Origin of the sequence: Halomonas sp. MCCC 1A11062 (genome assembly GCF_021404355.1) — a bacterium.
Classification (GTDB): Bacteria; Pseudomonadota; Gammaproteobacteria; order Pseudomonadales; family Halomonadaceae; genus Halomonas; species Halomonas aerodenitrificans.
Window position 1 is genome coordinate 16,115 of the sequence record NZ_JABFTW010000036.1, and the last position, 18,962, is coordinate 35,076.

Here is an 18,962-nt window from a genome sequence, read left to right on the forward strand (position 1 = left end):
TCGTCCTCGGGCTCCGTTCGCGGAGCCCGATGAGCCAAGGCTCAATCAAGAACGCCGCCCCTTCGTTAAAGACGGGGCGGCGTTCTTGTTTCTGCAGGCTGCCATCAGGTCAATGCAAAAGCGGTATGGTCAGTGTGCCGGAACCGCAGCAGCCATCCGCAGCGTCGAACAGTACGCTGGTCGCGTTGCCATCGATGCTCTCCCCATGTTGCGGTAGCCACACCAACGTCAAGTATGTTCTCAAATGTTCTATGTCAGTAGGCTTATCGAAGCGTGCCGTAACCGCGCGCTTGCTCTCTATCCGGATGCGGTGAAAAAAGCGTTCTGTTGGCAGAGAGTACGGATGCATGGCACGGTAGCCAAGATCCGTTCTGAGGCGCTCGCCAGGGGTGATGTCAGGGTCGTCGTGATAGATCCAGGCGGGCTGGATAAGCGATCGATGTTGGCTAGACAGCTGGGTCCGGCGCGTATAGTGCAGCCAGGTATGCTGCTGGGCTTTGAGATCGAGCTTGCCATAGTGGCGAGCCAGGTAAAGCTCATACTTGGCGTTCTTGACGATGCGAGGACGGCAGGAATCAAAGACGTCCTGACGAAGTCTGGAAATCGCAACTTGTTGGTAATGTTCAAATTGTTGGCGGAACGTGCGCGGGCTGCTGCCATGCTTGTGGCGAAATGCACGGGTAAAAACCGGGTGGCTCGAGTACCCGCACTGAATGGCGATTTCTATGATCGGCAAGCGCGTACGTGCTAATAGCATGGCGGCACGCTCCAGGCGCAGGAGATCCCGATAACGGCCTGGGCTATAGCCGAAATGGTTCGTGAACAGACGCCTCAAATGAGACTCCGAATAACCGAGATAATCGGCAAGGTGGCGCATAGACACCCGGTGTGATGCTTTGTCACTCAGCCAGATCTCGGCAGACCGCACAGCCGGCGAGATGCAGTTCACTTGGCTAACTCCCTGTAAGTCCAAGGTCTTCGTAAAAATAAGCGAGTGGCTTATATCGCCCGTCCATGCCCCGCACGAACGACTGGTGGGCGGGTGAGCGAAAGTGCAAAGTTACTAATCATTTTTTACCTAAAATCTCATTATTGCAAAATATTTCGCATGCGAATCTTTCTTTAAGGAGGAGCTATCTGGTGTACGGGATTCTCTAGCGTAAGAGATTGACTACAACACGTAGGAAGAACTCATTAATGTAATCAAGTGTAACGATTGAGGGTGAGTGCTCGATTGCAGAGCTATGGCGTTGCCCACGACAGTCTGGAGGAACTGTCGGGGTTGAGATGCATTTACCGCTTGGCGTCGATCTCGCCTAAGCGGCAATGACAACAATCATGTCCTGACGACCAAGGAAGAAAGGAGACAAAAATGATGGTTGCAATGAATCGGTTGTTACCGTTGGCGGCCCTGACAACGGCCATCCTGCTGGCAGGTTGCAGTGGCACTTCGTCCAGCTCACAGCCACTTGGCAATGCTACTGGCCCGGGGAGCCCGGGGGGCGGTAATGGTGGTACGGGCGGGGTGGGCGATGGTAGTGGCGGCGGCTCCGGGCTCGAGCGAATTGCACAGAGTACATCGGAGGCATCCGGTGGGCTGGGAGATACTATCGCCACCGTAGGAGATGCCGTCACTCAACTTGATGCGCCGCTGGTTGGAGCCATTACCGATGGTGGCGGCAACGTTGTCATTCATTTGGGGGATGGCGTTAACACCCTGGCAGACGGTATCGGAGCTGGCCTCGGCGATATTTCTGAAAACGACAATGCCTTGGGCACTACCCTGGCAGGCGTGACTGGCGCCGTTGGTCACACTGGGCAAGCGGTATCGGCTGCTGGCACCACCGTCGAGGCTCTCAACACGCTGCCGGTATTCCTGCAGGTCGATGAAGCCACCGGGTTGCTTACCGGTCTCGGTGGTACCGTCGAGGAGCTGGGAGGCACGGTAACCGCTACAGCGGATGCGCTGACGTTGTCGTTGACCGATGAGAATGCTCATCTCGCCGGGTTGACGACGGAGCTGACCGCAGTCGTGAGGCCGCTTGTCGTCGATCTTGGTGGGATCACTCAAAACTTGGGAGATGCCTTGGTCGTCGGTCCGCCGGCCAGTAACTTGCTGCAGGAAGTCGGCGGTGTAGTGGTAATGCTGGGCGATGATCTGGCAAGTGGTGATGCGCTACTGGCAGGTGTCGGTACGACGGTTACCGGAGCTGGCCAACTGATCGTTGACACCGGCGGCCTGTTATCGGCCAACAGTAACATCGAAGGTGGCCTGCTGCGGACAGGCCCGTTGAGTAATACAGCTAACGAAGGGAATTTGCTTGGTGGCAATACAGGGCTGCTTGGTGGTGCTCAGAAGGGCAGTCTTCTCGCTGGCGACTCAGGGCTGATCGGTGGTGTCACCGGTACCGTCGATGGCCTGACCGGTAGCTTGCTTGGTGGCAGTCAAAGCGGCGGCCTTCTCGGTGGCGACAAAGGTCTGCTTGGCGGTGTCACCGGTACCGTCGATGGCTTGACCGGTAGTCTACTTGCCGAGGGCGATGGCAGGAAGAAAGGGGGCGGGCTGCTGGGTGGCCTGCTGGGAAGCTCCCGCTAACCGCAATGGTGGGGTCAGGCATGCAGCGCAGTGGTCGCTGCGTGCCTGTGCACAGTAAGCCGATAACACGAATAACCACCACGTCTTACCCTTGGATTCTTGCCGCAGGGATTGCTATGCCGTCGACACGCTCCAATAGAGTGTTGCCGTTTTATGCCGGTCTTATCTTGCTTTCGTGGGGGCCTTTCCATCTCGGCCAGTCTCATGCCAGTGACCTTCCTGCGCTGATCGATGATCGACAGCCAACGCTCTCGCCTCCCTTGCAGGAAGTCAGAGAGCAACAGCTACGCAGCACGACGCGCGTCGAGCTGCCAGTCAGCCCAGGCGAACTCGACCGCGATATGCGCATTCCGGTCGAACACGTCAACATCGTCGGCGGCTCGGTCTTCGATCTCGAGTCGCTGGCCGTAGACCTTGTGCCGATGGTGGGCCATGAGGTCAGGCTTGGCGATCTGATCGATGCCGTTGAAGCCATTACCAAGCGCTATCAGAAAGCCGACTATCCTCTCTCCTACGCCTACCTGCCGACCAATAATTTCGTGGATGGAACCGTCACGGTGGTGGTGGTCGAGGGGCATATCGTGCGTAATGAAATTCTCATCACCAATGCCGCGGTGGCAGCCCGTGTCGAACGGCTGGCGAATCGTATGCATGGCGAACGACCGCTGACGCGCGCCACTTTCGAGCGTTATACCGCGCTGATCGATCGGATTCCCGGGGCGCAGTTGGCGATCAGCGCGCCGGTACCCAGAACACCCTCGGGGGGAACGACCTTGAGGGTCGAGGAGCGTGATACCCGTCGTATTCAGGCTGGCCTGTCGGTTGACGGTGGTAATGAGGACGATTTCCTGGTGCTGGGTAACCTGAGCCTCCAGGCCAATACCCCATACGGCGAGAAGCTCTCTTTCGCTGCGTTGATGCCGGTGGATAATGACAATGAATTCTATGCCGTGGAGTACCAGCAGCAGCTAGGTAGCGATGGTCTGCGCATTACGCTCGGGGCGAACCGCTTCGATAGCAGCGATAACGAGCCTTTGCTGCTGTTAGGCCAAGAGCTGGACGTGCATGAAAGCAAGGTGCGTAACCGTTTCCGTGCCGCTGCGGATTATCCGCTGCTACTGAGGCGTACGCGTCTCTGGGAGGTGGGTATGGCGGTGGATCATCACAACGAGAGAGCCGATTATGACATCCGCCTCGATGGAGAGCTGCTACGGCATACACGGCAGAACTTGCGCTATTCCGCTATCGAGCTCAACACCACCTACCGCATAGGAGATGAGCAGCGTCTGCTGGAAATCCGTGGAGACCTGCGTCAAGGCGTTGATCTTGGTGCCAATCGCAACGAAATTCATGCCGAAGAGCAGCTTGTTGCAAGCGATGAGAGCCTGCACTTCACTCGTTCAGGAGTGCAGGCGCGCTGGGCCGAGCAGCTGACACCCAACTGGCGTCTGAGTACGCGTCTCGCGGGATTCTGGTCGGATGACAGGTTACCGATGGCGGAGCGGGGCAACTATGGGGGCAGCCGCTTCGGTCGTGCTTATCCGGATGGCCAGGCCGAGGGCGACAAAGGCTATGCCGGTGAGGTCGAACTACGTTACTTGCACAGCTTGAAAGGGAAAGCCTGGCTTACCCGCATCGAGCCCTATGTGCTGGTTGACGCGGCGCGTACCGAATTCAACCAGCACGATATCCAGAGTGAACTGATCTCAGCAGTTGGCGGTGTCGAGCTGAGCAACTTGGCAAACTATCGGCTTGGGATAGAGTACGCCCACCCCATGGGGGATCGTGACCAGGAGAGCGGCCGGCGCAGCGGGCGAATCAACGCCCGCATTACCTGGCAATTCGGTGGCTGAGTCTGACACGATGCTTCCCATACGACGGGGGTGGACGACTATCAAGTGCCTAATCAGGCACTATAGAAATCCATGAATTTGACCGGCTGACTCTCCTCGATCACCTCGGCCCAGAGATCGTACTCGTCGGCGTTGGTGACGCGAGCGCGTACCACGTCGCCGGGGCGCAGGGTGCGCTTGGATTCCAGGAATACCATGCCGTCGATCTCGGGGGCATCCGCTTCGCTGCGGCCAATGGGGCCATCCTCGTCGACCTCGTCCACCAGCACCTCGATTTCGCGGCCGATCTTGCGCTCCAGGCGAGCGGCGGAGATCAGCTGCTGGTGCGCCATGAAGCGTTCCCAGCGCTCCTGCTTGATGTCGTCCGGCACCGGCTCCAGGCCCAGCTCGTTGGCCGATGCGCCATCCACCGGGGAGTACTGGAAGCAGCCCACGCGGTCGAGCTGCGCTTCGCTCAGCCAGTCGAGCAGGTACTGGAAGTCCTCTTCCGTCTCGCCGGGGAAGCCGACGATGAAGGTAGAGCGAATGGTCAGCTCGGGGCAGATCTCGCGCCAGCGCTTGATACGAGCCAGGGTCTTGTCCTCGAAGGCGGGGCGCTTCATCGCCTTGAGTACCTTGGGGCTGGCGTGCTGGAAGGGGATGTCCAGGTAGGGCAGGATCTTGCCCTCGGCCATCAGCGGAATCAGCTCGTCCACATGGGGGTAGGGGTACACATAGTGCAGCCGCACGCGAATGCCCAGCTCGGAGAGCGCCTCGCACAGCTCGGTGAGGCGCGTCTTGACCTCACGGCCGCGCCACTCGCTCGGTGCATAGCGCAGGTCCAGGCCGTAGGCGCTGGTGTCCTGGGAAATCACCAGCAGCTCTTTCACGCCGGCCTTGGCCAGGCCCTCGGCCTCGCGCAGCACATCGCCCACCGGGCGGCTCACCAGCTTGCCGCGCATGGAAGGGATGATGCAGAAGCTACAGCTGTGGTTGCAGCCCTCGGAAATCTTCAGGTAAGCATAGTGGCGCGGGGTGAGCTTCACGCCCTGGGCCGGCACCAGGTCGATGTGCGGGTCGTGCTGATGGCGGTGCGGGGCGGCCTCGTGCACGGCACCTACTACTCGCTCGTACTGCTGCGGGCCGGTCACGGCCAACACGCTGGGATGAACGTCGCGAATCGCCGCCTCGTCCACGCCCATGCAGCCGGTGACGATCACCTTGCCGTTCTCGGCAATCGCCTCGCCGATGGCATCCAGCGACTCGGCCTTGGCGCTGTCGATGAAGCCGCAGGTATTGACCACCACCACGTCGGCGTCGTCATAGCTGGGTACGATCTCGTAGCCGTCGGTACGCAGCTGGGTCAGGATGCGCTCGGAATCTACCAGCGCCTTGGGGCAGCCCAGTGAGACGAAACCGACCTTGGGTGTGGACATTACTAAACCTCTTGGATAAAGCTGGACTATCGCAACTAGCATGACATCTTTGCCAGGACATCTTCGCGATAGCCGCTGTAGGGCAGGGGGGAGTACCCTGCAATGTGAAGGTGAAGCATTTTAGCGTCGAAGTGCAGCATAGGGAACCGCATGGCCACCATCGAACACAGTGCAATTCTCCCGGCGCCACCGGAGCGGGTCTTCGCCCTGCTCGAGCGGGTCGAGGATTTCGTCGACTATTCCGATCTGATCAAACGCATCGAGCCCCTCGGCGGCCAGCGTTACCGCTGGCACGTGCACGCAGTGGGCATGGATTGGACCTTCGACGTGGCCATCACCGAGAACCGCCCCCCCGAGGTACTGGCATGGCAATCGGTGGAAGGGGTGCACAACGAGGGCTGCTATCGTCTCAACCCGGTGGAAGCGGGCACCGAGGTATCCTTCACGCTCACCTACACACTGCGCAATCGCCTGGTCGAGAAGGCCGTGACCAAGGCCGCCAAACCGCTCGTCAGCAAGGTCAGCCGGCAGATCCTCGAGCGGGTGGAAGAGCGGCTGTAGGCTCGCGCAGGCCTTTTGCATAAATGTTAGGTGGCTATCTTTTTCTTTTTCCGGAGTAGGACTACACTCGTCTTGACGAGGCCCCGTCGGCCTCAGCGAGGAAACCAGCGTGAGCGTTATCAAGGGGTTTATGTGGTGCCTGGCGGTGCTGTTCGCCCAACTCGGGCTGCTGCGCTATATCGACCTGCGGGTTGCCACCATGCAGCGGCTGCAGGAGCCACCTTTGGAGCCGGTCGAGGGTTCGGTAGCACCTGAGCTGGCGACACACGAGAAGCAGGGCGAGCTCGACGCTTAAAACCGCCGTATAACTGCCAGGACGGCCGGCTGGAAGTGACCTATTGAAGTGAGCATGGCACCATTGGCGCAAACCGAATGGAAGCTAGCCGATGCCGAACGACTCGTCACTCCGCCGCCGCTGGCGCTTGGTTGCCGTGGGGGCCAGTGCCACCATGGCTGCCTATGTCTGGTTTTGGCACTCACCGGATCTCACCGCCGTACGGCACTGGGTCGAGCAGACCTCTCACCATCCTCTGGTAGTCATCGGTGTCATGCTGACCATGGCCGTCACACTGGCCGTAGGCCTGCCCGGCAGTATAGGCCTGTGGCTCATTGCACCTTTCTACCCGCCCCACATTGCCACGCCGATGCTCATCCTCGGCAGTGTCAGTGGCGCACTGGGCGCGTACTACCTGGCGGCTCGGGTCGGCAAACGCTGGAACCCGGAAGGCCTGACCCGCAAGATCATGGAAATGCTCACCAAGCGCGGCGACCTGCTTACCCAGTGTGCGCTGCGAGTGCTGCCCGGTTTCCCTCACTCGGTTATCAACTACGCCGCAGGGCTCTGCCGTTTGCCACTTTCCACCTTCGTCATGGCCGCGGCCCTGGGGCTGGGCATCAAGTGGGCGGTGTACGCCAGCGCCATTCACAGCGGCCTGCAGGCCGTCTCCCGGGGAGACGACTTCATCAGCCTCGATCTCGTTCTGCCGCTCATCGCTCTGGCTCTGCTACTGCTCATCGGTGCCTGGATGAGGAGGCGGGTCGAAGAGAACAAGGAGATCTAGCAGCCTGACGGAATTGACAGGCTGCTAGGGCACGATAAGTAGCGGCAGCGGCACCCTCGCAATCACCTCCGGGTCCTCGTTCAGCAGGCTCTCCAGTTCGCTGCGGTGAAGCAGCAGACCGCCGGCATCGGCACGTGCCAGCGCTCGCTCCAGCTCGTGGGCGTGGCTGACGGGCAGCGGGGCGCCACCCTCGAACAGTGCCGCCAGCCACTCCGCCATGGCCGGCGGCGCTTCGCTTTCTCCGGCTACAGGTTTCAGCCAGCGCAGCGGCCCGCGCTTGAAGGGGTGGCGTTCATCCCACAGCAGCACCGTGCATGGCGCTTCCAGAATCAAGCGGCGACTGGTGGAACCCAGCCGGGTACCCCAGCGCTCCGTCGTGCCGGCCTTGCCCAGCACCAGCACGTCCTCCGGTGCGGCCATGGTCAGCGCGGCCGAGGCCACCTGCCCACGGGTGATCTCAAGACGATGACGCAGGCTTCTTCCGGCTACGGCACCGGCAAGTGCTTGATGCACCCGCTGCAGCTGGCGAGCAATGCTGGTTTCCAGCGAGTCGTGGGTGAGCGGGCGCGACAAGCCCGACTGGGCGCCGATCTCGCAGGAAAAGGGGAAGGCCGCACAGCTCAGCAGATCCATGTCCTCCACATAGAGCGCGACCAGTTCGGCGTGTCGCAGGCTGGCCAGGTCCACCGCGGCGGTAAGCGCCGCCAGGCTGTGGCGGGAAGCATCGAGCAGGGCGAGAACCCTGGCCGCTTCCAGGGCCGTGCCGTTTTCGCTTACCTGCCTTCCATGGGGAAGCGCATCCTCAGTGGCCATCGTCGGGCTCCTCACTCTCTGGATCGCCTTCCTTGTCTCCGTTCACATCCTCGATCTTGCTACCATTCTTGCTCTTGTCAGTGGCATTTTCGTGAGCGGAATTCTCGTCACTGGCAGCGCGTTTCTTCACCACTCGATGGAAGGCCTCGAGCCGTTCGACCACCTTGCCATTCAGGCTCTCGGCAGGATAGTGCTCTTCTTCGTCACGTTCGCCAGGGGGCATGCCGGTGAGCAGTTCCAGCGCCTCGTCCAGCGTTTCGATGGCGTAGATATGGAAGTCACCGGAAGCGACGGCATCGCGCACCGCCTGCTTGAGCATCAATTGCTCCACGTTGGTGGCGGGCAGCAACACGCCGTGGCCTTTCACGCCTCCGCGTGCCTGGCAGATATCGAAGAAGCCCTCGATCTTCTCGTTGACCCCACCCACCGCCTGTACCCGCCCGTGCTGGTCGATGGAGCCGGTGACGGCAAAGCGCTGCTCGATCCCCACCCGGGCGATGGCCGAGATCAGCACGCACGCCTCGGCCACCGAGGCGCTGTCGCCCTCGATGCCGCCATAGGACTGCTCGAAGGCCAGACTGGCCGATAGCGACAGCGGCGCATCCGGCGCATAGCGGCTGGCCAGGCAGCGCGACAGAATCATCACCGCCTTGGAGTGAATGCGTCCGCCCAGGCGTGCCTCGCGCTCGATATCCACCACGTGGCCAGGGCCGGGGCGCGCCGTGGCCGTGATCCGCGTAGGCTGGCCGAAGGCGTAGTCGCCCAGGCTCATCACCGAAAGCCCGTTTACCTGGCCGATCACCGAGCCCTCGAGCTGGATCGCCACGGTACCGCGAGCAATCGCCTCGTGGCTGCGCTCGTGAATGCGGCTGGCCCGCCACAGCTGCTGCTCCACCGCTTTGTCGACATGGGCGCGGGAGATCACCTGGGCGCCGTCACGCTCTGCCCAGTGGTCGGCTTCCTCCAGCAGATCGCTCAGGGCACGATGACGTGCGGTCAGCTTGGTCTGGTCGTCGGCCAGGCGGCTGGCACGTTCGATCACCGCCGCCACACCGCTGCGATCCAGAGGGCGAAGGGCAGACTCCCGCGCCAGGGTGGCCACCATGCGGGCATAGAGCGGCTGGTTGCCATGGTTACGATCCAGCTCGTCTTCCAGGTCCGCCTGCACCTTGAACAGCTCCAGGAAGTCGGGGTCGTTCTCGCACAGCAGGTAATAGAACAGGCGCTCGCCGAGCAGCACCACCTTGAGGTCGAGCGGTACCGGTTCGGGCTCGAGCGTCGTGGTGCTGATCAGACCGTAGGCCTGCTCCAGCGACTCGGTGCGGATCTCCCCGGCGCGCAGCACGCGCTTCAGGGTTTCCCAGGCGCCGGCGTGCATCAGCAGCGCGCGTACGTCGACCACCAGATAGCCGCCGTTGGCCCGATGCAGGCCACCGGCACGAATCAGCGAATAATCCGTGACCAGTGTGCCGTTGTGTACGTGATGCTCGATGCGTCCCACCAGGTGCTGATGCGTAGGCAGGTCGAGATACACCACGGGAGCGCCATCGCAGTTGGTGTTGTCGACGATCAGGTTGATGTGGAAGCGGCTGAAGATCGCCTCCGGCGGAATGTCCGGCTCTTCGGCAACGAACGCATCCACGTGCAGCACCATCGCATCGCGCAGCGCCGTAAGGTGGTTAAGAATGCCGTCGTGGTCGGCATAGCGCTCTTCCAGTTCGGCCAGTGGGGCGTCGATGGCGGTTTGCAGCATCTCCTGGTTGAGCGCCGTGATCTGTTCGCGCAGCTGCTTGGCCAGGCGCGGCATCTGGCGGATAGCCTGGGAAAGCTTCTTCTGCAGCACCTGAACCGTGCCTTCGATGCGCTCTCGCTCGTCGCGTGGGAGCTGCTCGAACTCTTCCGGCGACATCATCTTGTCGTTGGTGGCGGCCGGCGCGAAGGTGAAGCCGTTGGGCGTGGAGAGCAGCAGGATATCGTGCTCGCGGGCCTCGCGGCGCACGCCCTCCACCGCATCTCGCTGGCGCTCGCCCATGGCCTGTTTCAGCTCGTGCAGGCGGTTCTGGTACTCGTCGCCCTCGAACACCGCAGGAATGGCGGTGCGCAGCTCCTCGACCAGTTGCTCGATGTCGGCGCGCAGTACGCGGCCCATGCCGGTAGGCAACAGCAGATGCAGCGGCTGGGAAGGCTCCTCGAAATTGTAGCGGTAGGCGATGTCCGGAGGCGTAGGCTCATCGTGAGAGCGTTCGGCAAGAAAACGCCCCACCAACTGATGCTTGCCGTGGCCTGGGTGGCCCAGCACATAGAGGTTGAACCCTTCGCTGCGCATGGAGGTGCCGAAGTCCAGCGCGTCGCGGGCCCGGGCGTGGCCGCTCAGCATGTCCAGCGACTCCAGCTCGCTGGTCACCTCGAAATCGAAGGCATCCTCGGGGCAGGCGCGGTATACCTGGGTGACGTTCAGGGGCTTGAGCACAGGATTTCTCCTTTCCTAATACACTTCAGTATGGAGAAGCTGAACGAAAAGTGCATGATGCGGGTCAAGTACTGGCTGAGCGATGCGGGGCGAGCGAAGAAGGGCCAACGAAAGGAGCTTGCACTCAGGCGCCAGTCAGCCGAGGCTGTAACGAAACATGAGGAGCCGCCATGACGTTCACCTTCTGGTTCGAATTTGCCAGCACCTACTCCTATCCGGCTGCGATGAAGCTCGAGCATCTGGCGGCCGAGCGCGACATCGAGGTGCACTGGCAGCCGTTCCTGCTGGGGCCGATCTTCCAGGCCCAGGGCTGGAGCGACACTCCCTTCAAGCTGTTCCCAGCCAAGGGCCGCTACATGTGGCGTGACATCGAACGCCTGTGCGAGCGCGATGGCATCCGCTTCCACCAACCCTCGCAGTTTCCGCGCAGCGGCCTGCTACCGGCACGCATCGTCAACTGGCACGCCCAGGAGCCTTGGGTGCCGGCCTTCGTGCGCAGCGTGTATCGCGCCAACTTCGAGCACGACCAGGACATTGCCGATCCCGCGGTCATCGCCAACTGCCTGGCCGAGGTCAATCTCGACGCCGAGGTGCTGCTGAAGCAGAGCCAGCGGCCCGAGGTCAAGGAATCGCTGCGCAAGGCCACCGAGCGGGCTCAGGAACTGGGCGTATTCGGCGCACCGTTCTTCATGGCCGGCGACGAGCCCTTCTGGGGCTACGACCGCATGGAACAGGCGCTCGACTGGTACGAAGCGCGTATGGATGACGAAGAGTGAACCCACTGTCCAATCGATCCACACTGCCGTAGCGCGGCAGTGTGGATCCCCTTAGGGATTAAGCCATGAACGCCAGTAAGATCTTGCAGCAACTCATGCAGCAAGCCGGTGGCCAGAGCGGTAACAAAAGCAGTGGTGGTGTGGATGTCAAAGGTATGCTCGAAGGTCTGTCTCGTCAGTTGGGAGGCGGTTCATCGGGCCAGGGTTCCGCCGCTGACAGCGGCCTGAATCTGGATATGAAGAGCCTGCTGGGTGGCGGAGCTCTGGGGCTGCTGGTCGGCTCCAAACGTGGGCGCAAGCTCGGCGGCAAGGCACTGAAATACGGCGCCGTTGCCGCGGTGGGGATGCTGGCTTGGAAAGCCTGGCAGAACTCGCAAGGGGCCAAGGGAGCGGCTGGCCAGTCGGCTGGCAGCAGTGCCGAGGGCAAGCCAGTCGAAGCGCTTGAAGGCGAGTACCAGGAGCGTCGCAGCCTCGAGCTGCTTCAGGCCATGATCATGGCCGCGCGCGCCGACGGCCATATCGACGCCCAGGAGCGCGAACTCCTGGCCCAGCAGATCGATGCGCTAGGTGCCGACGACGAGCTCCATCGCTGGGTCGAGCGCCAGCTCACTGCCCCGCTGGATGCCGAGGCGCTGGCGCGCCAGGCCGACTCGCCCCAAGCCGCGCGCGAGATGTATCTCATCAGCGTAGCGGTGGTCGACGAACAGAACCCCATGGAACGCGCCTGGCTCGATCAACTGGCCACTGCGCTGAAGCTCCAGCCTGAGTTGACCGCTGAGCTGGAGCGTCAGGCACGGCAGGCCGGTTGAAGCGGGTGGCGGGCGGTGCTTCAGCGATAGCGGTAGATACGCAGGCTGGGCAGGTAGGGCGTATCTTCCAGTTTCTCGTCGCTGCGCCGGGCCCGGGTACGGCTCTGGGGCGGCGCGGCCGGCGGCAGGTTGTGGTCGGGCAGCCGGCCGCGCGGGGCAGGCAGGAACAGCGGCAGCGCCACGTTCATGGCGCGGCGGTTGCGGCCGTCTTCCAACGGCTCGCAGTAGAACAGATTGGCGCGCATCAGCGGTGCCTGGCTCTGCACCTGGGCCAACGGCTCGGCCGAAGGCAGGGCGGCCAGCTTGCGCAGCTGAATGCGCACGTGGGGCGCGTCGGTATCCAGTGCCAGCAGTTTCTTCTCCACCTCACGCACCGACAGCCGTTTGATCGAACGGCCGCTGGCGTACCAGGCCAGGCGCACTCGGGCCACCGGTGCTTCGGCCACGGGAATGGCTCGCCAGCACTGCTTCAAGTGCAGCCGGGCCAGGCCGCTGCCGCGCAGATGGTCGTGCAATTCAGGGTGGCGGAACGGCAGCACCGCTTTGGCCTCGGCCAGTAGCGGCGGGTGATGGTCGCGAATATGCGCAAGCCGAGCGGCAAAGTCGGCCTTGGCGGCGTTGACCTTGCTCACTGCTGCCATCAAGGCATCGTCAGCGGCTACCAGGCCCACATGGCTGCGTGTGGCGCGTCCGTCCTGACCATCCGCGTACCAGAAGTCGAGCAGGGCACGGCGCAGCCACTCGGTGCTGGCTTCGGCCTTGAAAGCCCACGCCTCGGCAGGAGAGGCGGCATAGGTTGCCACTAATGCCTCGCTGCGCTCGATCAGCTTGTCGAAGGCGAGCTCCAGCTCGGCCAGCAGCCGATAGGTGGGCGCCGGGGCGAGCGTCACCGATCTTCGCCTCGCTCGGCCCGGGCCAGCCACTCGTCGATATTGCTCTCGTCGAGCGCCGGCTCGCCGGCAATACGGTGCGACTCATCGGCCCAGGCACCCAGGTCGATCAGCTTGCAGCGCTCGCTACAGAAGGGGCGGTAGGGGTTGCTCTCGCGCCACTCCACCTTCTTTCGGCATTGCGGGCACGCGACGGTCAGGGGGCGTTGGTTGTGTTGGCTCATGAAACTCCCATCTCTCGATAGCGTCGGTCCAGTTCGGCCACTTGGGCGGCAAGGTCTGCTTCGCTACCGGTATTGTCGATCACATCGTCGGCGCGGGCCAGGCGTTCGCGGCGCTGCATCTGGGCGGCCACGATGGCACGGGCCTGGGCGTCGTCGACGTCATCGCGGGAAGCGGTGCGGGCGATCTGCAGGCTCTCCGGCACGTCGATCACCAGGCAGCGGTCGGCCATCTCGCTCTGGCCCGATTCGAACAGCAGCGGCGAGACCAGCAGCACGTAGGGTGCGCCCTCGGCCTGCAGCCGCTCGAGGTGCGCGACGATACGCTGCCGAATGCGCGGGTGGGTCACCGACTCCAGCCAGCGGCGCTCGCTTTCGTCGGCGAACACGATCTCGCGCAGGGCGCGGCGGTTCAAGCTCCCGTCTGCCTGAAGTACCCGCTCACCGTAGCGCTCGGCAATCTCGGCCAGTGCCGGCTCGCCGGGTTCCACCACCTCGCGGGCCACGTCGTCGGCATCCACCCAAGGCACGCCCAGTGCCGCGAAGGCCCGCGCCACCGTGCTCTTGCCGGAAGCGATACCGCCCGTTACGCCAACGATCAAAACCACTCTCCCACTAACACACTCCCAATACTTAGAACGTAAAGCCGATATAAGCGGCCATCAGCGGCTCGCCGACCAGCAGCGCGATCATGCCGGCGCTGGCCAGATAGGGGCCGAAGGGCATGGGGGCGCCGCGCAGACGGGGCAGGGCGAGCTGCAGCGCAATGCCGACGATGGCGCCCACACCGGCGGAAAGGATCAATACCATGGGCAGATACTGCCAGCCCAGCCAGGCGCCCAGCGCCGCCAGCAGCTTGAAGTCGCCGTAGCCCATGCCTTCTTTGCCCGTTACCAGCTTGAACAGCCAGTACACGCTCCACAGGGCAAGATAGCCCGCCATGGCGCCGGTCACCGCGCTAGGCAGCATCAGTGGCTGAAACAGCAGTTGATAGAGCAGGCCGGCCCACAGCAGCGGCAAGGTCATGGCATCCGGCAGCAGTTGAGTGCGCAGGTCGATCACGGCCAGTGCCAGCAGCGCCAGGCAGGCACCGTACACGAACAGGCCCTGCCAGCTGGCGCCGTACAGCGCCACCACCGCCAGCGCCAGGCCGGCGCCGGCCAGCTCCACCAGTGGGTATTGGGGGCTGATACGCGTCTCGCAGGCGGCACAGCGGCCGCGCCGCTTGATCCAGCCGAGCACCGGCAGATTGTCATGCCAGGCGATGGGGGTTTCGCACTGAGGGCAGATGGAGCGCGGCACCATCAAATTGAAACGGGGCGACTCCTCTTCGGGCAGCTCCAGCGCTTCGCGAGCCTCGGCCCGCCAGCCCAGCATCAGCATCACCGGCAAGCGCACGATCACTACGTTGAGAAAGCTGCCCATGCACAGGCCCAAAAGGGCGGCCAGCGGCCAGAGAACTGTAGAGGGAAGAACTAGCAAAATATATCCTTAAGCCGCCTCGCTTTTGAGCAACGGCCAGGCACCCTGCTTGGATGCATCTAGAATGACCACTTCCACCAAGGTGCCGTCCTCGGCATAGCTTACGTGGGTGTTCCAGTCCTGAGACATCTCTTTCACGATAGGCTTGTCCGAAAGATGCAGTACTAGGATATCATCCGCTTCGTCGTAAATAGTTCTCATCTGCTATTCCTCCCAGCAGAAGTGATGCATGATCGTCTTGACGACAAGTCTATCCTCAAGCACTACTGCTGCACAGATCAGATTATCTTGCCTGTTGGCCACATTCATAGCGATCCAGAGCCGTTCCGCGTCCTTATAGCGAGTCTCGCCATTCTCTAGTAGCTGGAGCAATAAACCCTCAGGTATGTTGCGCTCTGTCATGCGCTCGCTGGCATGGCGTGTAACGTGAACGTAACGCTCAAACCGCTGGCAATACAGCGATTTTTTCACAGCACCGTTCCCAACTCGAAGATCGGCAGATACATCGATACCACCAGGGCGCCGACCAGAATACCCAGCACCACGATGATCAGCGGTTCCAGAAGCGAGGTGAGGGCATCGACCTTGTTGTCGACCTCCTCCTCATAGTAATCGGCCACCCGGTTGAGCATGGCGTCCAGCGCGCCGGACTCCTCGCCGATACCCACCATCTGTACCGCCAGCGCCGGGAAGCGCTCGGTCAGGCGCATGGCGAAGTGTAATTGCTGGCCGGTTGATACGTCCTCGCGGATCTGTCGGGTAGCGCCCTCGTAAACCAGATTGCCGGTGGCCCCGGCGGCGATGTCCAGCGCCTCCACCATCGGCACACCGGCACCGTAGGTGGTGGCCAGCGTACGCGAATAGCGTGCCACGGCAGACTTGTCGAAAATGTCGCCAAGCACCGGAATCTTGAGCAGAAAGCCATGCACGCGATAGGCAAAGGAGGGCGAGCGCCTGATGCCCTGGCGCAGCAGGTAAACGAAGGCGACCATGCCCCCCAGCCCCCACAGCCAGTACTGCTGAGCGAACTCGGAGAGGGCGATGGTCATGCGGGTCATCGCCGGCAGCTCGGCGCCGAAGCCATGGAACAGGCTCTCGAACTGCGGCACCACCTTGATCAGCAGCAGCGCGGTCACACCGATCCCCACCAGGATCACCGCGATGGGATACCACAGCGCCTTCTTCACCCGGCCCTTCAGCGACTCCACCTTTTCCTTGTAGGTGGCGATACGGTCGAGCATGCGGTCCAGCGAGCCGGAACTCTCGCCGGCCTCCACCAGGTTGCAGAACAGGCTGTCGAAGCACTCGGGATGGTTGCGCAGCGCCTGGGAAAAGCTCGAGCCAGCCGCCACCTCGTTCATCATCTGCTGCACCACGGCACTCATGGCCGGCTTGCGAATGCTCTCGGCCACCACCTGAAACGCCTGTAGAACCGGCACGCCGGCACGAATCATGGTAGCCATCTGGCGGGCGAACAGCATCACGTCGCGGGGCTTGATGGTACCCATGCCACCGCCCAGCCCGCCCTTGCGGCGCACCCGCTTGACGATGATGTTCTGATTGGCCAGCTCGCGCTCCACTTCGAACTTCTCGGCGGCCACCACCTCGCCGCTCACCAGCCTGCCGCCAGGCCCCTTACCCGTCCAACGCCAGCGGTAAAGTTTCAGCTTCCGCGGCGCTCTTGCCGTTCTGGTTGCCATAGGTTCCCTGCTGCGTTCTTGAATTCTCTATTATCTTCGGCGCGAAAGCGCTCCGCTTGAGCTTTAACAATTTACAGTGCGAGATGAAGCATAATTTTGTCAGTCTTTCGTAACTCGATTGACCTCGGTGAGGCTGGTAATCCCCTGCATCACCTTCAAGAGCCCGCTGCGTCGCAGATCCGGGTGGCCTTGTTGGCGTGCCAACTGATCGAAATCCATCGAGTTGCCGTTGCGCATGATCAACTGGCTCATCTCGTTGCCGACCGGCACCACCTCGTAGATACCCACACGCCCCTTGTAGCCATGGGTGCAGTGCTTGCAGCCTACCGCCTCGTACACGGTGGCGCTGTCCACCTCCTGCGCGGTGAAGCCCTCCCGAAGCAACGCCTCGCGGGGTATCTCCGCCAGTTGCTTGCAGTGCTTGCACAACCTACGTGCCAGGCGCTGAGCGATGATCAGGCTCACCGAACTGGCGATGTTGAACGGCGGCACGCCCATGTTGGCCAGGCGGGTCAAGGTCTCCGCGGCGGAGTTGGTATGCACCGTGGAAAGCACCAGGTGACCCGTTTGCGACGCCTTCACCGCAATCTCGGCGGTTTCCAGATCGCGAATCTCACCGACCATCACCACGTCCGGGTCCTGGCGCAGGAAGGCGCGCAGGGCGCTGGCGAAATCCAGCCCGATCTTGGGCAGCACGTTGACCTGGTTCACCCCCGGCACCTTGATCTCTACCGGATCCTCGGCGGTACAAATATTGCGCTCCACCTCGTTCAGGATGTTCAGCCCGGTATAGAGCGTTACCGTCTTGCCGCTGCCGGTAGGGCCGGTAACCAGAATCATGCCTTGGGGATGATCAAGCACGCCTTCGTAGAGGGTGCGCTGCTCAGGAGTGAAGCCCAGCGCATCGATGCCGATCTGGGCCGAAGTGGGATCGAGAATACGCAGCACGATCTTCTCGCCGTACACCGTAGGCAGCGAGTTCACGCGAAAATCGATCGAACGGGTCTTGGAAACCTTGAGCTTGATGGCGCCGTCCTGCGGCAGGCGGCGCTCGGAAATGTCCAGCCGCGCCATCACCTTCAAGCGCGCGGCAATGCGCGCACGCATGGCAAACGGCGGGCGCGCGGCCTCCATCAGCATGCCGTCCACCCGCATGCGTACCCGGTAGCTGGTCTCGTAGGGCTCGAAGTGAATGTCCGAAGCGTTGCGGCGAATGGCGTCGAGCAGAATCTTGTTGACGAACTTGACGATGGGCGCGTCGTCGGCGCCGCTGGAAGCCGTATCGGTGGCGGCATCATCGCTGATATCCAGGCCATTCTCGAATTCCAGCTCGCTTACGGCATCGTCCACCCCATCCAGCGCGTCCATCATGCTGCTGTCGTGGTGGGCCAGGTAGGCCTCCAGCACCGGCATGAGCTGATCCACCGGGCACAGCACCGCATCGATACTCAGCCCGGTAGCGAACTGCAGCTCATCGAGTTTCGCCAAGGTGGAGGGGTAGGGCACCGCCACCGTCAGCCGATGGCCGCGGCGGGTAAGTGGCACCACGCAGAGCTTGCGCAGCAGCTTTTCGGGGTACTCGTTGGCGGCGGGCAGGCTGGCCAGGCGCAGCGCATCCAGATCGATCACCGGCAGGCCGTACTCCCAGGCCGCACACAGCGTAGCCTCGCGGGCGGTGGCCAGGCTCGACTCGATCAAGTGCTGCAGCAGGCTGATTTCCGCCTCGCGCGCCTCGTACTCCGCCCGCTCCGCCGCCGGGCGGGAAAGCAGCCCGTACTCCACCAGGCGGCGGGTGAACCCGCGCAGCCCCTCGAGGTTGGGGTTAGGTGCAGAGACCGCCGAATTGCCGCTGGTCGCATGGCTGGCATCGGGGGCGGATCGATAGTCGTTCATGGCGCCTCAGGGGTTGGGCCCGCACGGGCGTGAGCGTAACGTGTTACAGGCATTCTAGCCCTTCGGTATTCATCATCCTACCGTGATGACGTTTATGGTTCCCGCTGGCATTAACGGTGTCATCGATTATGATGAAAATATGGTAGTACCCACGTAGGTAGCGCTTGTGGGCAAAGGATGTGTAAATTAATGTGAGTGAAAGCGGGGCGTCAGACCCTGCGATGAGCGAGCTCAGGCACTTGCAGCGCGAGGCGTGAGCGAAGGTGGAAAGGGGCAAGAGCAAGGTGCGGACCGGTTCCGCGAGAGTTATCGTCAAATCTGGTGGATGGCGATCAGGCCGCATTCCTGTCTGATTGATCAACCACTTGCTCCCCGTCCTGGAACTTGACGTTGCTGACGACCAGTTCCAGCTTCTGGAAGTG

19 protein-coding genes are annotated in these 18,962 nt (G+C 62.3%); 7 read left to right on the forward strand and 12 right to left on the reverse strand.

Translation table 11 applies throughout. From position 1 onward, the window contains the following. Positions 1 to 109: 109 nt before the first annotated feature. Positions 110 to 949 carry a helix-turn-helix domain-containing protein gene (locus tag HOP58_RS21770; protein ID WP_234261682.1) on the reverse strand — a complete coding sequence of 280 codons (840 nt, stop codon included), beginning with the start codon at positions 947 to 949 and terminating at the stop codon, positions 110 to 112. A 423-nt stretch (positions 950 to 1,372) separates the two neighbouring features. Between HOP58_RS21770 and HOP58_RS21775 the strand changes: the two genes are divergently transcribed. Together HOP58_RS21775 and HOP58_RS21780 are read left to right on the forward strand one after the other, a co-directional pair. Then, complete coding sequence (locus HOP58_RS21775) at positions 1,373 to 2,596, forward strand: collagen-like triple helix repeat-containing protein (protein WP_234255643.1); 1,224 nt, start codon at positions 1,373 to 1,375, stop codon at positions 2,594 to 2,596. Between the two features lie 116 nt (positions 2,597 to 2,712). Beyond that, positions 2,713 to 4,449 (forward strand): POTRA domain-containing protein, encoded by a 1,737-nt coding sequence (locus tag HOP58_RS21780; protein ID WP_234261683.1) that lies wholly within the window; start codon positions 2,713 to 2,715, stop codon positions 4,447 to 4,449. Between the two features lie 53 nt (positions 4,450 to 4,502). Here HOP58_RS21780 and rimO read toward each other — a convergent pair whose 3' ends face one another. Further along, on the reverse strand, positions 4,503 to 5,864 hold the full coding sequence (gene rimO, locus HOP58_RS21785) for a 30S ribosomal protein S12 methylthiotransferase RimO (protein WP_234261684.1): 1,362 nt from the start codon (positions 5,862 to 5,864) through the stop codon (positions 4,503 to 4,505). A gap of 150 nt (positions 5,865 to 6,014) precedes the next feature. Here rimO and HOP58_RS21790 point away from each other — a divergent pair, with 150 nt between their 5' ends. The 3 genes from HOP58_RS21790 to HOP58_RS21800 all read left to right on the forward strand — a co-directional run bounded on the left by HOP58_RS21790 (position 6,015) and on the right by HOP58_RS21800 (position 7,486). Beyond that, positions 6,015 to 6,425 (forward strand): SRPBCC family protein, encoded by a 411-nt coding sequence (locus HOP58_RS21790; protein WP_010628799.1) that lies wholly within the window; start codon positions 6,015 to 6,017, stop codon positions 6,423 to 6,425. Between the two features lie 109 nt (positions 6,426 to 6,534). Further along, positions 6,535 to 6,720 (forward strand): hypothetical protein, encoded by a 186-nt coding sequence (locus HOP58_RS21795; protein WP_141638629.1) that lies wholly within the window; start codon positions 6,535 to 6,537, stop codon positions 6,718 to 6,720. A 91-nt stretch (positions 6,721 to 6,811) separates the two neighbouring features. Further along, positions 6,812 to 7,486, forward strand: coding sequence for a VTT domain-containing protein (locus HOP58_RS21800; protein WP_010628798.1), 675 nt, complete (start codon positions 6,812 to 6,814; stop codon positions 7,484 to 7,486). Positions 7,487 to 7,510: 24 nt separating this feature from the next. On the opposite strand, the gene HOP58_RS21805 is transcribed toward HOP58_RS21800, so the two are convergent. Both HOP58_RS21805 and HOP58_RS21810 read right to left on the reverse strand, forming a co-directional pair. After that, positions 7,511 to 8,299 (reverse strand): universal stress protein, encoded by a 789-nt coding sequence (locus HOP58_RS21805; protein WP_234255639.1) that lies wholly within the window; start codon positions 8,297 to 8,299, stop codon positions 7,511 to 7,513. Beyond that, positions 8,289 to 10,769, reverse strand: a complete 2,481-nt coding sequence (locus HOP58_RS21810) for an ATP-binding protein (protein ID WP_234261685.1) — start codon at positions 10,767 to 10,769, stop codon at positions 8,289 to 8,291. The genes HOP58_RS21805 and HOP58_RS21810 overlap by 11 nt, the downstream gene beginning before the upstream one ends. A 170-nt stretch (positions 10,770 to 10,939) precedes the next feature. Here HOP58_RS21810 and HOP58_RS21815 point away from each other — a divergent pair, with 170 nt between their 5' ends. Together HOP58_RS21815 and HOP58_RS21820 are read left to right on the forward strand one after the other, a co-directional pair. After that, complete coding sequence (locus tag HOP58_RS21815; protein WP_234261687.1) at positions 10,940 to 11,545, forward strand: 2-hydroxychromene-2-carboxylate isomerase; 606 nt, start codon at positions 10,940 to 10,942, stop codon at positions 11,543 to 11,545. A 65-nt stretch (positions 11,546 to 11,610) separates the two neighbouring features. After that, positions 11,611 to 12,354 carry a tellurite resistance TerB family protein gene (locus tag HOP58_RS21820; protein ID WP_234261690.1) on the forward strand — a complete coding sequence of 248 codons (744 nt, stop codon included), beginning with the start codon at positions 11,611 to 11,613 and terminating at the stop codon, positions 12,352 to 12,354. 20 nt (positions 12,355 to 12,374) lie between these two features. Here the strand turns inward: HOP58_RS21820 and HOP58_RS21825 are convergent, their stop codons facing one another. The 8 genes from HOP58_RS21825 to pilB all read right to left on the reverse strand — a co-directional run bounded on the left by HOP58_RS21825 (position 12,375) and on the right by pilB (position 18,540). Further along, a complete protein-coding gene (locus HOP58_RS21825; protein ID WP_234261691.1) occupies positions 12,375 to 13,244 on the reverse strand; it encodes a DNA replication terminus site-binding protein in 870 nt (289 codons plus the stop codon). Further along, on the reverse strand, positions 13,241 to 13,468 hold the full coding sequence (gene yacG / locus HOP58_RS21830; RefSeq protein WP_026038166.1) for a DNA gyrase inhibitor YacG: 228 nt from the start codon (positions 13,466 to 13,468) through the stop codon (positions 13,241 to 13,243). The genes HOP58_RS21825 and yacG overlap by 4 nt, the downstream gene beginning before the upstream one ends. After that, positions 13,465 to 14,067 carry a dephospho-CoA kinase gene (coaE, locus tag HOP58_RS21835; protein WP_234261693.1) on the reverse strand — a complete coding sequence of 201 codons (603 nt, stop codon included), beginning with the start codon at positions 14,065 to 14,067 and terminating at the stop codon, positions 13,465 to 13,467. The genes yacG and coaE overlap by 4 nt, the downstream gene beginning before the upstream one ends. A gap of 31 nt (positions 14,068 to 14,098) precedes the next feature. Then, positions 14,099 to 14,950, reverse strand: a complete 852-nt coding sequence (locus tag HOP58_RS21840) for an A24 family peptidase (protein ID WP_346657493.1) — start codon at positions 14,948 to 14,950, stop codon at positions 14,099 to 14,101. A gap of 6 nt (positions 14,951 to 14,956) precedes the next feature. Next, complete coding sequence (locus tag HOP58_RS21845) at positions 14,957 to 15,148, reverse strand: DUF2283 domain-containing protein (protein WP_234255683.1); 192 nt, start codon at positions 15,146 to 15,148, stop codon at positions 14,957 to 14,959. Between the two features lie 3 nt (positions 15,149 to 15,151). Next, a complete protein-coding gene (locus tag HOP58_RS21850) occupies positions 15,152 to 15,418 on the reverse strand; it encodes a DUF4258 domain-containing protein (protein ID WP_234255682.1) in 267 nt (88 codons plus the stop codon). Beyond that, positions 15,415 to 16,647 (reverse strand): type II secretion system F family protein, encoded by a 1,233-nt coding sequence (locus HOP58_RS21855; protein ID WP_234261697.1) that lies wholly within the window; start codon positions 16,645 to 16,647, stop codon positions 15,415 to 15,417. The genes HOP58_RS21850 and HOP58_RS21855 overlap by 4 nt, the downstream gene beginning before the upstream one ends. A 99-nt stretch (positions 16,648 to 16,746) precedes the next feature. Continuing rightward, on the reverse strand, positions 16,747 to 18,540 hold the full coding sequence (pilB, locus tag HOP58_RS21860; RefSeq protein ID WP_234261699.1) for a type IV-A pilus assembly ATPase PilB: 1,794 nt from the start codon (positions 18,538 to 18,540) through the stop codon (positions 16,747 to 16,749). Positions 18,541 to 18,962 lie beyond the last annotated feature (422 nt).

Bases quoted from the DNA above. Each gene is read 5' to 3' on its own strand.
- HOP58_RS21775 (WP_234255643.1), top strand. From the start codon at position 1,373: ATGATGGTTGCAATGAATCGGTTGTTACCGTTGGCGGCCCTGACAACG.
- HOP58_RS21780 (WP_234261683.1), top strand. From the start codon at position 2,713: ATGCCGTCGACACGCTCCAATAGAGTGTTGCCGTTTTATGCCGGTCTT.
- rimO (WP_234261684.1), bottom strand. From the start codon at position 5,864: ATGTCCACACCCAAGGTCGGTTTCGTCTCACTGGGCTGCCCCAAGGCG.
- HOP58_RS21790 (WP_010628799.1), top strand. From the start codon at position 6,015: ATGGCCACCATCGAACACAGTGCAATTCTCCCGGCGCCACCGGAGCGG.
- HOP58_RS21800 (WP_010628798.1), top strand. From the start codon at position 6,812: ATGCCGAACGACTCGTCACTCCGCCGCCGCTGGCGCTTGGTTGCCGTG.
- HOP58_RS21805 (WP_234255639.1), bottom strand. From the start codon at position 8,299: ATGGCCACTGAGGATGCGCTTCCCCATGGAAGGCAGGTAAGCGAAAAC.
- HOP58_RS21815 (WP_234261687.1), top strand. From the start codon at position 10,940: ATGACGTTCACCTTCTGGTTCGAATTTGCCAGCACCTACTCCTATCCG.
- HOP58_RS21820 (WP_234261690.1), top strand. From the start codon at position 11,611: ATGAACGCCAGTAAGATCTTGCAGCAACTCATGCAGCAAGCCGGTGGC.
- yacG (WP_026038166.1), bottom strand. From the start codon at position 13,468: ATGAGCCAACACAACCAACGCCCCCTGACCGTCGCGTGCCCGCAATGC.
- HOP58_RS21845 (WP_234255683.1), bottom strand. From the start codon at position 15,148: ATGAGAACTATTTACGACGAAGCGGATGATATCCTAGTACTGCATCTT.
- HOP58_RS21855 (WP_234261697.1), bottom strand. From the start codon at position 16,647: ATGGCAACCAGAACGGCAAGAGCGCCGCGGAAGCTGAAACTTTACCGC.
- pilB (WP_234261699.1), bottom strand. From the start codon at position 18,540: ATGAACGACTATCGATCCGCCCCCGATGCCAGCCATGCGACCAGCGGC.